We start from the raw sequence: 13,612 nt of genomic DNA on the forward strand, positions 1-13,612 counted from the left end.
AGCCTGCGTAACGCTCGTGGCGAACAGGTTGAACCGACTATTGAACCAGCAGAGGCTTGCCGCGCCTACCATCGAATTGGCACTTGCTTATCAGGAATGCAGATTTCCCGACCGCGCCGCTCAGGCGAGCGTCGCATCCTTCGTGACGATCTTGCGCGGAATCAGCTTCAGGTCGTAAAACGTATCCGCAATGCGCTGCTGTTCCGCGAGCACGGTGGCGTCGATCGGCTGATACACATGCGCATAGTGCTCAAGGCCGGTCTGGATGATGCCGGCGTCGAGCCCTTGAATCGGCGCGAGCTGGGCCGCCGCGGCAGCCGTGTTCTGCTTCACCCACTGGCCCTCCTTGCCGAGTTCCTCCATCGCGATCGCAATCACGTTCTGGCGCTTTTGCGCATATTCGCGCTGGCTGAGAAAGAATTGATGATGACTGGCGACGCCTTGCGCATCGGCCAGGAGGCGTGCGTTGCTTTGCACCAGCGCTGCGGACAGGAACGGGTCCCAGATCGCCCACGCGGCGATCGAGCCCTGCTCGAGCGCCGCACGCGCGTCAGCGGGAGCCAGATAAATGGGCTGGATATCACCAATGCCGAGACCGTTCTTGCGCAACAGCGCGACGATGAACCAGTGCACGTCCGAACCGCGATTGAACGCGACCTTCTTGCCTTTCAGATCGGCAATGGTCTTGACCGGCGAGTTCTTCGCCACGACCACGCCTTCGGCATGCGGCGTCGGGATTTCATACGCGGTATAGATGAAGTCCGCCCCGGCGGCCTGTGCAAACACGGGCGGCGCCTCGCCGACATAACCGAAGTCGATTGCGCCGACATTGAGGCCCTCCAGCAACTGCGGCCCAGCAGGGAATTCATTCCACGACACCTTGATTCCGAGCGGTGCGAGCCGCTTTTCGAGCGCGCCATGCGCTTTCAGCAACACGAGCGTGCTAGCGGCCTTCTGGTAACCGATACGGAATTGATCGGCCTGGTATTTGGCCCACGCAGGCAATGCCGTGCTCGCCAACGTCGCGCCCAGGGCGGCAAGAAAAGTCCGGCGGCCCCGGAAGGTGGAGTGGTTCATCGTCGCGTGTCCTTGGTTGACGGCTCGCGCTGGCCTCAATGGGTGCCAACGTCAAGGGAATAATGGAGCCGGAAATCTTACGCGCCATGTGCGAAGCACTTAAATGATCTTTCGCGCAAAGCAAAGCTGCGCTCGTGGATAGCGCAGATTTGCGCTTTCCATATATGCCTCAGGGGATTTAGCAACGAACGGAAAAGTATTTGTCAGCAACCGTCCGGATTACTTAGGATTCGGCCATCATCAACCACATGACTACCGCGTCTCATGAATAAAAGAAACCTGCTGAAAACCGCGCTCGCTACTGTTGTGTTCGGCCTCGGTATTGCCAGCGCGCAACCCTCGCTGGCGGCCCCGCAAACCCTGCGCGTCGGCATCATGTCCGGCGAAGATGAGGACGTGTGGCGCATCGTCGCCGCGAACGCTGCCAAGCAGGGCCTCGCCATCAAGATCACCACGTTCTCCGACTACACGCAACCGAACGAGGCGCTCTCGGAGCACGACCTGGACGCGAATTCGTTCCAGCACAAACCGTATCTCGACGCGCAGATCAAGGCGCGCGGCTATACGATCGTGCCGGTGGGCTTTACCTACGTGCAGCCGATCGGCCTGTATTCGCGCAAGGTCAAGTCGGTTGCCGATCTGCCGGATGGCGCCACCATTGCCGTGCCGAACGATCCGAGTAACGAAGGACGCTCGCTGCTGTTGCTGCAGGCACAGAAGCTGATCACGCTGCGCGCCGATGTCGGTCTGCTGCCGACGGCTCGCGATATCGCGGACAATCCGAAGCACATTCACATCAAGGAACTCGATGCGGGTATCGTGGGCCGTGCGATCGGCGATGTGGACGCCGCCGTCATCAACACCGATTGGGCCGTCAAGGCCGGCATCAAGATTCCGCAAGAGCGCATCGCGCAGGAACAGGTGACGGGCAATCCGTATCGCAACTTCCTCGCCGTCAACGCGAAAGATGCGAACGCGCCGTGGGTGCATGCGCTGGTGCAAAGTTATCAGCAGCCGAACGTGGCCGCGGAAATTCTCAGCGTCTATCACGGCGCGACATTGCCGGCGTGGAACGAGGCCAGTCACTAGGCACACTACAATTTGACTGCGCGCTGCGTGCGATATGTTTCGCGAGCAGCGCGCGGCCGGTTGGATAATCCGGGGCGTGTGCTGTTGCAAGAACAGCGGTCGCCCCGGATTGCGTTATTGCCCTTGCGGCGGAAACGCGAGCCTGCCTTATTGAAAGGCTTCTTCTGCAAGGTGAAACAGGCAATCGCCTCGTTGAACCATGGCCGGTACCCGTTGACAGACTACCTCCCCCGCACTGGCGAAATGCAGGGTGACCGGCTCACGCAAAGGTGTATCGGGAAAGTGAATGCGCGCGGCCGCCTGTCCTGCAGCGACGTGTTCACCCAATCCGACCAGCGGCTCGTACAGCCCGCTATCGTAGGCATACACATAATGGCGCGCACCTGACACCCGCATGAACCGCGTGCTGGCCGGCACCCGCTCCGGCACGAGCGCGCCATGCAGCAGGCCAATAAAACCCAACAGATGCAGCAGGCCTGCGCGTGCTTCGCTCAGCAGTCCGGCCTGCACCGTGCCCCCACCACCCAGTTCGGTCAGGATCGAAATGGCACCCTGGCGCCGCGCGGCGCTGGCCGCATGCACCGGATTCTCGGGATGAAGAAACGCCTTCGGCAAGCCGAACGCGCCGAGCAGCGCGCGAAGCCGCGCGCCCTCTTCGGCATCGCGCGGTTCGATCGCCAGCATGTTCGCGCCCTGGTACAGCAGCGAACTGCCGCCCGAATGCAGATCGATCAGATAGTCCGCTCGCGCGAGCAAGGTATGTTCGATGTAATCGGCAATCACCTCGGTTGGCGTGCCGGCCGGATTGCCCGGAAAAGCCCGGTTCAGGTTGCCGCCGTCGAGCGGTGAGGTGCGCAGGCCCGCTTGCGCGGCCGGAAAGTTGGCCATCGGCAGCAGGATCAACTGGCCCCGGACCCTCTCCGGTTCGATCTCGCGGATCAGTTGCGAGACGATTATCTGCCCCTCGTACTCGTCACCGTGATTGCCTGCCATGATCAGCACAACCGGCCCGTCGCCGTTGCGGATCGTGGCGATCGGAATCGGTATCCAGCCATACGCCGAGCGGTGTACCGAGTGTGGCAGCCGCAGAAATCCCGTCTGTTTGCCGTTCGAATCCAGATCGATTTCACTGCGGATGGGATTGGCGACGCGCGGATCGGTGGTCATGTGTCGTGGTTTCGGCATGGAAAGGGTGCGCCTGGAAGCGGCGAACCCGTCATTTTCGTTGGGTCGATTGGCAGCCGTTCCACGTTATACAACGATCCAGATCCAGCGCAAAGCCAGGCACCCACGCCACGTATCCCCGAATCCCATGATTCAAGCGCGTCCGGCCAAGGGGAAACCCGCGCACGAAACGCATTCCGCGAACATCATGATGGGCGTTCATAGCCTAATCTGGCACAATTTACCCCCGCTATTCCCCCGACCGGCCTTCTTCCCGCGGGTGTAGCGTCATATCCTTGGATTCATCGGGCGAAAGCGTCCTTGCATGCCGATGAATGCCTTTGGGCCACGCCCATGTATCGATTCGTCAGAGAGACATTGAAATGGCTACTGTCACGCCACGCACAAGCAACGCAAACCTGTCGGGCATGTTCAGCAGCAGCCGGCTCACCCTGGGGGCGCGCATCGTCCTGAGCTTCGGCGCGCTCTTCCTGCTGATGCTGGTGATGGCCGTGATCTCGTACTCACGGCTGCGCAATATCGACGACGAGGCGGTCAGCCTGCGCCACGACTCGGTGCCGGGCCTCTACTACGCCACGGCGCTGCGGGCCGCGTCCAACCAGAGCTATGCGACGCTCGAACGGGCCATTTTCCTCGACCCTGACGCGGCCAGCATGACGGCCGACCTCGATCGTCTGCCCGACACCCTGCACGCCTTCGACAAGGTCGCGGCCGACTATGAAAGCACCGTGTTTCGCGACGACGACCGCGAACGCTTCAATACTTTCAAGGCCGCCTACGAACGGTATCTGACGCTCTTCAACGAAGCGGCGAACGAGGCGCGGACCTCGAAGCCCGCAGCGCAGGCCACCTTCACCAAGCTCACGCCCATCTGGAACGGCGTGATCGATGCCGCGAACGTGCTGGTGACGGAAAACCACAAGCAGGCCGACGACTCGGCCGTCCTGATCCGCTCGTCGGTAACGGGCACCGAAGTCACGCTGGCGAGCGCGCTCGGTATCGTGCTGCTGGTCGCGCTCGTGACCGGCTACACGCTCTACAAGGCGGTCACCGTGCCAATGGCGCGCCTCGTCGAGGTGCTCGACGTCATGCGTACCGGCAATCTGGCGCAGCGTCTGAACCTGCGCCGCAGCGACGAGTTCGGCACGCTCGAAAGCGGTTTCAACCGCATGGCCGAAGAGTTGACGAGTCTCGTGTCGCAGGCGCAAAAGTCTTCGCTGCAGGTGACCACCTCGGTGACCGAGATTGCCGCCACCTCCAAGGAACAGCAGGCCACCGCGAGCGAGACGGCCGCCACCACCACCGAAATCGGCGCCACGTCCCGCGAAATTTTCGCCACCTCGCGCGATCTGCTGCACACCATGAACGAAGTCGCGGGCGTAGCCGAACAGTCGGCAACGCTCGCCGGCGCGAGTCAAAGCGGCCTCACCCGCATGGAAGAGACGATGCGCAGCGTGATGGAGGCAGCCGGCTCGGTCAACGCCAAGCTGTCGATCCTCAACGAGAAGGCCGTCAACATCAATCAGGTGGTCGCCACCATTACGAAGGTTGCCGACCAGACCAACCTGCTGTCGCTGAACGCGGCGATCGAAGCCGAAAAGGCCGGCGAATATGGCCGCGGTTTCGCGGTGGTCGCGACTGAAATCCGCCGTCTCGCCGACCAGACGGCGGTGGCGACGTACGACATCGAGCAGACCGTCAAGGAAATCCAGTCGGCGGTGTCGGCGGGCGTGATGGGCATGGACAAGTTCTCGGAGGAAGTGCGCCGCGGCATGCGCGACGTGCAGCAGGTGGGCGGTCAGCTCTCGCAGATCATCAACGAAGTGCAGACGCTTTCGCCGCGCTTCCAGCTCGTCAACGAAGGCATGCAGACGCAAGCCACCAGCGCCGAGCAGATTACCCAGGCGCTTTCGCAATTATCCGAGGCGGCGCAGCAGACGGCGGAGTCGTTGCGCCAGTCGTCGCAGGCGATCGACGACCTCACGCTGGTCGCCAATCAGTTGCGCACCGGCGTGTCGCGCTTCAAGATCGAAGCGTGACGCGCGCTTCCTGCTAAAGCTCTACCCCCAACACGGACCCTCGCGATGCTTTTCCTCCTGTTCGAACTGGACGGCGACCGCTACGCGCTAGAGGTGGCCGGCATCGCCGAGGTGCTGGCGCTCGCGCCCACCAAGTCGATTCCCGGCGCGCCGGCGTGGGTTGCCGGCATGTTCGAGCGGCACGGCGAGCCGGTGCCCGTGATCGACGTCTCGCAACTCGCGCTGGGACGCCCCGCCCGCCCGCTTCGCTCGACCCGCCTCGTGCTGGTTCACTACAGCGGCCAGGCCGCGCAGCCCGGCGCGCAGGATGAGCGTGGCGAAGCCCCGCGCCTGCTCGGCCTGATCGTGGAGCGGGCGACCCAGACGCGGCGTATCGAACGCGCCCAGTTTCTCCATAGCGGCATCGCCACGCCGCATGCACGCTGGCTGGGGCCGGTGGCGAACGACGCCATTGGCCTCGTGCAATGGGTCGAGGTTCAGGAGATGCTCAGCGACGAGGTGAAGGCGCTGCTGTTTCCGCAAGCGGCTGACGCGCAACCGCAGGCCCATTCTTGACCCACGCACGACACAACAATGCGGAGCGCGCCATGAACGCCACCGACCCCTGCTTTGCAGCCTGGCTCTCGCAGGAGACGGGGATCGACGCGCACTCGCTCGGCATCAACGCACTCGAGCGTGCCGTGCTCGAACGGGTGCGGACGACGCGCGCTGGCTCGGCGGCGGCCGGCAGCGGCGACGCAACGGTCGACGCCGCAGTCGACACCTACTGGCAACACCTCAACGACTCGCCGGACGAACGCCTCGCACTGATCGAAGCGCTGGTGGTGCCCGAGACCTGGTTCTTTCGCGACCGCGAGGCGTTTGTCGCGCTGGCGCGGCTCGCCAACGAAAAGCTGGCGCGCGATCCGGCTCGCGTGCTGCGCGTGCTGAGCGTGCCCTGTTCGAGCGGCGAGGAACCGTACTCGGTGGCGATGGCGCTGCTCGATGCCGGGATCGGCCCGGAACGCTTTTCCATCGACGCCATCGACATCAGTGCGCGTGTTATCGAACTGGCGCAACGCGCGGTGTATGGACGCAATTCGTTTCGCGGCGGCGAGTATGCCTTTCGCGAGCGCCACTTCAGTTCGACAGAGGGCGGCTGGGTGCTGAACGAGCGGGTCCAGCAGACCGTACGCTTTGCGCAGGCCAATCTGTTCGAATCGTCACACAACGGCGGGGCGCGCTACGACGTTATCTTCTGCCGCAACGTGCTGATCTATTTTCATCGGGATGCCCAGGATCGCGCGATTCAAATCCTCGATGGTCGGCTCGCCGAGGACGGAACGATCTTCGTCGGGCCCGCTGAAACGGGCTTGATGATGCGTCATGCGCTTAGCTCCGCGCGCATTCCGCTGGCGTTCGCATTTCAGCGCACGCCGCCCGAGGAAGCCGCGCCACGCAGTGTTGCGTCGTTTGGGAAGATACCGGATGCGCGCGTGACTCCGGCTGCGGGTACCGCACTGCACAGCGTCTATGGGACGACCAGGCCGGCAGCGACGCCTGCCGTTGCGCCGGTGCGCGTGCGCGCGCCCGTTTCGAACGTGCCGGTTCCTGCGGTTTCCGCGCCCGCTCCTGCGCCAGCCTGCGCGTCCGCGTCCGCGTCGTCGCTCGTCGAAGCACGGCGTCTCGCCGATGCCGGACAGTTCGACAAAGCCGAACACGAGGCACAGCAATTCGTCATCCTGAACGGTACGGATGCCGAGGCCTTTTATCTGCTTGGCTTGATTGCCGACGCACGCGGCCGCAGCGCCGACGCGAGCGACTATTACCGCAAGACGCTCTATCTCGATCCCGCGCACTATGAGGCGCTCACGCATCTCGCGACACTGCTCGACATGACCGGCGACAGCGCCGGTGCCCAGCAACTCATGCGGCGCGCCCAGCGCGCCGCCGCCAGGATGCCGGCCACCCAAGACATGACGGACACCCCTTTGAACTCACCGCGAGGCGCACATGGCACACGGCGCCATTGAGAGTACGGACGTGGTGACGCGCATCGACGATTGCTGGAATCGCATCGGCACGCGCGGCGACGGGTCCTGCCCGAAGCTGGCCGAACATTCGCGCTGCCTGAACTGTCCGGTGTTCGAACAGGCTGCGGCGCGCCTGCTCGACCGGCCGCGCGGCGCTGCGGAGCAGGTTGAATCCGCTACGGCAATGGCCGACGCGCTGTCTCGCCAACGCGCTGCGGTCACCCTGGGCGAGCCCGCTTCAAACGGAGCCACCGCCAGCTCCGCAGCCACCCAATCCGCGCTGGTATTTCGGATTGCCGACGAATGGCTCGCACTGCCGACCACAGCGCTGCGGCAGATCGACGATATTCGCCCGATCCACTCGCTGCCGCATCGGCGCAATCGCGTCGTGCTCGGTCTCGTCAACATTCGCGGTGCACTGACAGTCGCCGCCTCGCTCGGCGAACTGTTGCATCTGGACCGGACGGCGAGCGGCAAATACGCTGCGAGCAATAGCTACGCGCGCATGCTGGTGGCCGCGCACCGTGGCGAGCCGATGGCTTTCCCGGTCGACGAAGTCGAGGGCGTGATGCGCTTTTCCTTAAGCTCGCTGCTGCCGGTGCCGACCACGCTCGCGCACGCCAGCGCCTCGCACGCACGCGGCGTGCTCGCGTGGCGCGAGCGCACCGTCGGCCTGCTCGACACGGATCGCGTGTTCGAATCGCTCGCCCGGAGTCTGCGATGAGTACTGACGACGATCTGAGCCGCCGCTCCTTGCTCGACCTGTTCCGCGAAGAAGCCCAGACGCAGACACGTGTGCTTTCGGACGGACTGCTGGCGCTTGAACACACGCCGACGGACGCCGCGCAACTCGAGGCTTGCATGCGCGCGGCCCACTCGCTGAAGGGCGCGGCGCGGATCGTCGGCTTGCAGGACGGTGTCGACATTGCCCATGTGATGGAGGAATGTTTCGTCGCCGCGCAAACAGGCGGGTTGCTACTTTCCGCCGCGCATATCGACGAACTCCTGCGCGGGGTCGACCTGCTGCTGCGTGCCGGCGACGCCGACACGGCAACCGCGCTCAGGCGCGAGGAAATCGATTCCTTCAGCGCGCGCCTCGCCAACTTCGGCGCCCCACCCGGCGATGCACCAACGCTGCACGCCGAAGTCTCCGACACGCCGCCCTGGGCCGCCGCTTATGCCGCGCCTTATACCCCCAGCGAAGATCCGGATGCCGAGGCGACGCTGCGTGCGGCGTTCGCCATCCTGGGCGCCGATGCTGCGAAACTGCCACCGAGTTTCGCTGAACCGACGCTGGACACGGACGCCGCCGCGCTGACCGAAACGCCAGAGCCAGCGCCGGCGCCAGAGCAACCCGTCACGCCGACACCCACGCCAGCGTCCCGGCCGGCACCCACGCCCGCGCCGAGCCTCGACGCGCCATTGAACCTGCGTACCGCCCGCGACCCCGAACGGATGTTGCGGGTGCGCGCCGACAACCTCGACCGGCTCTTGAGCCTGTCCGGCGAATCGCTGGTCGAATCGCGCTGGCTCAAGCCGTTCGCCGAATCGATGCTGCGCGTCAAACGCACGCAGCGCGATGCAGCGCGTGCGCTCGACACCTGCTTTGAAACGCTCGCTGAACGCTTGGAACCGCAAGCATTGGCCGCGCTCGACGCCGTCCGGCAAACGCTCGGCACCATGCAGCATCTGCTGGCCACGCGGATCGATGAACTCGACCGCTTCGACCGCCGTAGCTCGAACCTCGCGCAACAGCTATACGACGAAGCGCTGCAGTGCCGGATGCGTCCGTTTGGCGATGCGACCCACGCTTATCCGCGCATCGTGCGCGACCTCGGTCGCTCGCTCGGCAAGCGCGTGCGGTTTTCGATTGTCGGCGAGTCGACCCAGATCGATCGCGACATCCTCGATATGCTCGACGCGCCGCTCGGCCATCTGCTGAGAAACGCGCTCGATCACGGTGTCGAAGACCCCGAACAGCGTCTCGCCCGCGGCAAGCCGGCCGAAGCCACCCTCACGCTGGAGGCCCGCCATAGCGCCGGCAAGCTGCTGATCAGCGTCAGCGACGACGGCGCCGGGGTCGACCTCGACGCGGTGCGAGCCGCCGTCGTGCGGCGGCAGCTTGCCGATGCGGAAACAGCGGCGCGCCTGTCGGATCACGAACTGCTCGAGTTTCTGCTGCTGCCGGGATTTTCGATGCGGGCGCAGGTCACCGACGTCTCCGGCCGTGGCGTCGGACTCGATGCGGTCCACGAAATGGTCAAGGCGGTGCGCGGCACGGTGCGCATCACCACGGAACCCGGCCAGGGCACGCGCTTTGTGCTGCAGTTGCCGCTCACGCTCTCGGTGATCCGCAGTCTGCTCGTGCAGGTGGGCGGCGAGGCTTATGCGTTCCCGCTCGCGCATGTGCGCCGCACGCTCGAACTGGCGCGCGGCGAGATCGACATGCTCGAAGGACAACAGCATTTCTCGTTCGACGGCCGGCCTGTGGGACTCGTCACCGCGCATCAACTGCTCGGCACCGAAGCGCCGGACGAGAAGCGCGCCAACGTCGCCGTGGTGGTGATCGGCGACGAGCGCGGCGCCTATGGTGTGGCCGTGGACCGCTTCCTCGGCGAGCGCATGCTGGTCGTGCAGCCGCTCGACAGCCGGCTTGGCAAGATCAGGGACATCGCGGCCGGCGCCTTGATGGAAAACGGTGAAGCAGTCCTGATCATCGACGTCGAAGACCTGCTGCGCTCGGTGGACAAGCTGGTGCGCGGCGGCCAGCTCGACAAGGTGCAACGCGCGCAGGGCGCCGCGGTGCGCACCCGCAAACATGTTCTCGTGGTCGAAGATTCGCTGACGGTGCGCGAACTCGAACGCAAGCTGCTGGAAAAGCGCGGCTACACGGTAACGGTCGCGGTGGACGGCATGGACGGCTGGAATGCGCTGCGCAGCAGCCATTTCGACCTCGTGGTCACCGACATCGACATGCCGCGCATGGACGGCTTCGAACTCGTCACGCTGATCAAACGAGACTTGCTTCTTAAGAGCGTGCCGGTGATGATCGTGTCGTACAAGGATCGCGACGAAGATCGCCGCCGTGGGCTCAATGCGGGCGCCGATTATTACCTGGCCAAGGGTAGCTTTCACGACGAAGCGCTGCTCGACGCGGTGCATGATCTGATCGGAGAGGCGCACACATGAACATCGGCATCGTCAACGATTCACCGCTCGCGGTCGAGGCCATGCGCCGCGCGATCGCTCTGCGGGCGGAGCATCGCGTGCTGTGGGTCGCCACTGACGGTGCCCAGGCCGTGGACTTCTGCGTCGCGCAACCGCCCGGTGTCGTGCTGATGGATCTCATCATGCCGAAGTTCGACGGCGTCGAGGCGACCCGCCGCATCATGGCGCAGGCGCCCTGTCCCGTCCTCGTCGTGACGAGCAGCGTGGGCGCGAACGCATGGCGCGTGTACGAGGCAATGGCCGCCGGCGCGCTCGACGCGGTCGACACGCCCACCCTTGCCGACAACCGGCTCGGCGACTCCTCGCAACCGTTGCTCGCCAAGATCGACCAGATCGGCCGTCTGCTGGAAAAGCCCGCGGTCGCGCCGGCGCCACGTCCAGGTGTTATCGTGGCGCGCGGCGCGGCGCCGCTGATCGCCATTGGCGCTTCGGCGGGCGGTCCGGGCGCCCTCGCCGCCATCCTCGGCCAACTGCCGGCGGATTTCGGCGCAGCCATCGTGATGGTGCAACACGTCGACAAGGCCTTCGCCGAAGGCATGGCGCAATGGCTCGACGGCCAGACCGAACTGACGGTGCGGGTGGCCGTGAGCGGCGACACCCCCAAAGCGGGCGAAGCGTTGCTCGCCGCCACCAACGACCATCTGTATATGACGCGCAGCGGTTCGCTCGACTACACGCCCGAGCCGGCCGCCACGCCCTATCGCCCCTCCGTCGACGTGTTTTTTCATAGCGTGGTCGAGTACTGGCGCGGCGACGCCATTGGCGTATTGCTGACCGGCATGGGTCGCGACGGCGCGATCGGGCTGAAGGCGATGCGCGCCAAGGGCTACCGGACCATCGCCCAGGACCAGGCGAGTTGTGCCGTCTACGGGATGCCGAAGGCGGCCGCGGCGCTCGACGCGGCGAGCCGGATCCTGCCGCTTGGCAGCATCGCCGCCGAACTGGTAGCAAACATCAAACGATGAAAGAAGAGATTGGACATGCAAGGCATAACACGCGAGACGCGGGTTTCGGAAACGGGTACGAAAATGACTAATGATCAAACCGGCTCGCCTGACCAGCAAGCCGACGCGCCGGCTGTGCAGGACGGCGCGGACGCGACGCTCGAAGCAGCACGCGCTGCGCTGCGCACGCCGGTGCCGGCCGAACAGCCGGTGATGGTGCTGCTGGTCGACGACCAGGCGATCGTCGCCGAGGCGGTGCGCCAGGCGCTCGCCGCGGAAGACGGCATCGACTTTCACTACTGCGCGCGTGCCGACGAAGCGATGCGGGCAGCCGTGCACACCCGGCCGACGGTCATCCTGCAGGATCTCGTGATGCCAGGCATCGACGGGCTGACGCTCGTCAAGGCCTATCGCGCGACGCCGTCCATCCGCGACGTGCCCATCATCGTGCTGTCGACCAAGGAAGAGCCGGTCATCAAGAGCGCGGCCTTCGCGGCAGGCGCGAACGATTACCTCGTCAAGCTGCCGGACCGCATCGAACTGGTGGCGCGGATCCGCTACCACTCGCGTTCCTACATCAACCTGCTGCAACGCGATGAAGCCTACCGGGCGCTGCGCCAGTCGCAACAGCAACTGCTGGAGGCCAATCTCGAACTGCGGCGCCTGACGCATTCGGACGGCTTGACCGGCCTGTCGAACCGCCGTTACCTCGACGAGTATCTGAGCGCCGAATGGCGGCGCGGCACGCGCGACAAGGCTGAGATGTCACTGCTGATGATCGATGTCGACAATTTCAAGCTGTACAACGACACCTACGGCCACGTAGCCGGCGACGAAGTGCTCAAGCGGATTGCCGCGACCGTGGAGAAGTGCCTCGGGCGGCCCGGCGATCTGGCCGCGCGGTTTGGCGGCGAGGAGTTTGCGGTGGTGCTGCCGGGCACGCCGCTGGCTGGCGTGCGCACGCTAGCCGAAAAAATTCGCAGCGAAGTGGAGGCCTTGCGGGTACCGCATGCGAACTCGTCGACGGGGCAACACGTGACGATCAGCATTGGCGGCGCCTCGGTCATCCCCACCGCCGACTCGCCGATGACCTCGCTGATCGAAGCGGCGGATCTCGCGCTGTACAAGGTGAAGCATGACGGCAAGAATCAGGTGAAGCTGACTGGAGATTGATGGGCGCGTTGGCTGGACCGTCTACCGGACGGTCTGGATGACTTCGAAACCCTCGAATTCCGGATGTCCGAGGTAAAGCGAGCGGGTTTCGCCGCCGGCATTGCGGTGCGCCGCACGGAACGCATCCGAGCTCGTCCAGCGTTCGAATGCCGCATGATCCGCCCAGACCGTGTGGCTGGAATACAGCACATGGTCTTCTTTCTGCGGCCCTCTCAGCAAATGAAACTCCACGAAGCCCGGCACCTCTTTCAGATGCGTATCCCGGCTCGTCCAAAGCGTTTCGAACGCGCGCTCGGAGCCGAGAGCGACTTTGAAACGATTCATCGCGATGTACATGGTGAGTTCCTCGGGACAACACCGCCTGCCTGCCCGTCCAGTTGCCGGATTGCGCAGGAAGACCGGAGACAGGCTCGCCGTGCCAGTCAGATGGCACCCGGCGAGCCGGCCAGCGCCGCGCAGCGCCTCCCCGGAGGGCGGAGGCCGCGCGGGATCGACAGGGCGATCAGGAAGCGTTTACCGCGTCCTTGAATGCCTTGCCGGCGGTGAACTTCACCGTCTTTGCCGCAGCGATCTGGATTTCCGCGCCGGTTGACGGGTTACGGCCCACGCGCGCAGCGCGAGCGCCGGTCGAGAAAGCGCCAAAGCCGATCAATTGAACGGTTTCACCTTGAGATACCGCCTTCGTCACCGCCTCGATGATCGCATCGATCGACTTGCCGGTGGCCGTCTTGCTTTCGCCCGTCGCAGCCGCAACTGCGTCAATCAGTTCCTGCTTGTTCATTGCACATCCCTTTCTGTATTGATAGAACCGGCACCCCTTAAACGGCGCCAGACCCGCCACCCTACCTCATTCAGGCGCTTCTGC

12 protein-coding genes are annotated in these 13,612 nt (G+C 64.7%); 8 read left to right on the forward strand and 4 right to left on the reverse strand.

The features are described from left to right. Nucleotides 1-120: 120 nt before the first annotated feature. A complete protein-coding gene (locus P3T43_RS12575) occupies nt 121-1,077 on the reverse strand; it encodes a sulfonate ABC transporter substrate-binding protein (RefSeq protein WP_429281372.1) in 957 nt (318 codons plus the stop codon). A 264-nt stretch (nt 1,078-1,341) separates the two neighbouring features. Between P3T43_RS12575 and P3T43_RS12580 the strand changes: the two genes are divergently transcribed. Beyond that, entirely contained in the window at nt 1,342-2,166 is an 825-nt protein-coding gene (locus P3T43_RS12580) for a MetQ/NlpA family ABC transporter substrate-binding protein (RefSeq protein ID WP_429281373.1), read from the forward strand. A 147-nt stretch (nt 2,167-2,313) separates the two neighbouring features. On the opposite strand, the gene P3T43_RS12585 is transcribed toward P3T43_RS12580, so the two are convergent. Beyond that, on the reverse strand, nt 2,314-3,333 hold the full coding sequence (locus tag P3T43_RS12585; protein WP_429281506.1) for a succinylglutamate desuccinylase/aspartoacylase family protein: 1,020 nt from the start codon (nt 3,331-3,333) through the stop codon (nt 2,314-2,316). Nucleotides 3,334-3,713: 380 nt separating this feature from the next. Between P3T43_RS12585 and P3T43_RS12590 the strand changes: the two genes are divergently transcribed. The 7 genes from P3T43_RS12590 (at nt 3,714) to P3T43_RS12620 (ending at nt 12,747) form a co-directional block, all read left to right on the forward strand. Then, the gene (locus tag P3T43_RS12590) at nt 3,714-5,390 is read left to right on the forward strand and encodes a methyl-accepting chemotaxis protein (RefSeq protein WP_429281374.1); all 1,677 of its coding nucleotides are present in this window, start codon (nt 3,714-3,716) and stop codon (nt 5,388-5,390) included. Nucleotides 5,391-5,435: 45 nt separating this feature from the next. After that, nucleotides 5,436-5,945, forward strand: a complete 510-nt coding sequence (locus P3T43_RS12595; RefSeq protein ID WP_429281375.1) for a chemotaxis protein CheW — start codon at nt 5,436-5,438, stop codon at nt 5,943-5,945. 32 nt (nt 5,946-5,977) lie between these two features. Further along, nucleotides 5,978-7,402 (forward strand): CheR family methyltransferase, encoded by a 1,425-nt coding sequence (locus P3T43_RS12600; protein WP_429281376.1) that lies wholly within the window; start codon nt 5,978-5,980, stop codon nt 7,400-7,402. Then, nucleotides 7,383-8,126: a chemotaxis protein CheW gene (locus P3T43_RS12605; protein ID WP_429281377.1), complete on the forward strand. Its 744-nt coding sequence runs from the start codon at nt 7,383-7,385 to the stop codon at nt 8,124-8,126. The genes P3T43_RS12600 and P3T43_RS12605 overlap by 20 nt, the downstream gene beginning before the upstream one ends. After that, entirely contained in the window at nt 8,123-10,591 is a 2,469-nt protein-coding gene (locus P3T43_RS12610; RefSeq protein ID WP_429281378.1) for a hybrid sensor histidine kinase/response regulator, read from the forward strand. Before P3T43_RS12605 ends, P3T43_RS12610 begins: the two co-directional genes overlap by 4 nt. Then, nucleotides 10,588-11,595: a chemotaxis response regulator protein-glutamate methylesterase gene (locus tag P3T43_RS12615; protein ID WP_429281379.1), complete on the forward strand. Its 1,008-nt coding sequence runs from the start codon at nt 10,588-10,590 to the stop codon at nt 11,593-11,595. Before P3T43_RS12610 ends, P3T43_RS12615 begins: the two co-directional genes overlap by 4 nt. Before the next feature lie 63 nt (nt 11,596-11,658). Next, complete coding sequence (locus tag P3T43_RS12620) at nt 11,659-12,747, forward strand: GGDEF domain-containing response regulator (RefSeq protein WP_429281380.1); 1,089 nt, start codon at nt 11,659-11,661, stop codon at nt 12,745-12,747. A gap of 21 nt (nt 12,748-12,768) precedes the next feature. Here P3T43_RS12620 and P3T43_RS12625 read toward each other — a convergent pair whose 3' ends face one another. Further along, nucleotides 12,769-13,083 (reverse strand): antibiotic biosynthesis monooxygenase family protein, encoded by a 315-nt coding sequence (locus P3T43_RS12625; protein WP_429281381.1) that lies wholly within the window; start codon nt 13,081-13,083, stop codon nt 12,769-12,771. A gap of 166 nt (nt 13,084-13,249) precedes the next feature. Further along, entirely contained in the window at nt 13,250-13,528 is a 279-nt protein-coding gene (locus P3T43_RS12630) for an HU family DNA-binding protein (protein ID WP_074295293.1), read from the reverse strand. Nucleotides 13,529-13,612 lie beyond the last annotated feature (84 nt).

Origin of the sequence: Paraburkholderia sp. GAS41 (assembly GCF_050436545.1) — a bacterium.
Classification (GTDB): Bacteria; Pseudomonadota; Gammaproteobacteria; order Burkholderiales; family Burkholderiaceae; genus Paraburkholderia.

Excerpts from the sequence above, each read along its gene's own strand:
- P3T43_RS12575 (WP_429281372.1), bottom strand. The coding sequence starts at position 1,077 with ATGAACCACTCCACCTTCCGGGGCCGCCGGACTTTTCTTGCCGCCCTG.
- P3T43_RS12580 (WP_429281373.1), top strand. The coding sequence starts at position 1,342 with ATGAATAAAAGAAACCTGCTGAAAACCGCGCTCGCTACTGTTGTGTTC.
- P3T43_RS12585 (WP_429281506.1), bottom strand. The coding sequence starts at position 3,333 with ATGACCACCGATCCGCGCGTCGCCAATCCCATCCGCAGTGAAATCGAT.
- P3T43_RS12590 (WP_429281374.1), top strand. The coding sequence starts at position 3,714 with ATGGCTACTGTCACGCCACGCACAAGCAACGCAAACCTGTCGGGCATG.
- P3T43_RS12595 (WP_429281375.1), top strand. The coding sequence starts at position 5,436 with ATGCTTTTCCTCCTGTTCGAACTGGACGGCGACCGCTACGCGCTAGAG.
- P3T43_RS12600 (WP_429281376.1), top strand. The coding sequence starts at position 5,978 with ATGAACGCCACCGACCCCTGCTTTGCAGCCTGGCTCTCGCAGGAGACG.
- P3T43_RS12605 (WP_429281377.1), top strand. The coding sequence starts at position 7,383 with ATGGCACACGGCGCCATTGAGAGTACGGACGTGGTGACGCGCATCGAC.
- P3T43_RS12610 (WP_429281378.1), top strand. The coding sequence starts at position 8,123 with ATGAGTACTGACGACGATCTGAGCCGCCGCTCCTTGCTCGACCTGTTC.
- P3T43_RS12615 (WP_429281379.1), top strand. The coding sequence starts at position 10,588 with ATGAACATCGGCATCGTCAACGATTCACCGCTCGCGGTCGAGGCCATG.
- P3T43_RS12620 (WP_429281380.1), top strand. The coding sequence starts at position 11,659 with ATGACTAATGATCAAACCGGCTCGCCTGACCAGCAAGCCGACGCGCCG.
- P3T43_RS12625 (WP_429281381.1), bottom strand. The coding sequence starts at position 13,083 with ATGTACATCGCGATGAATCGTTTCAAAGTCGCTCTCGGCTCCGAGCGC.
- P3T43_RS12630 (WP_074295293.1), bottom strand. The coding sequence starts at position 13,528 with ATGAACAAGCAGGAACTGATTGACGCAGTTGCGGCTGCGACGGGCGAA.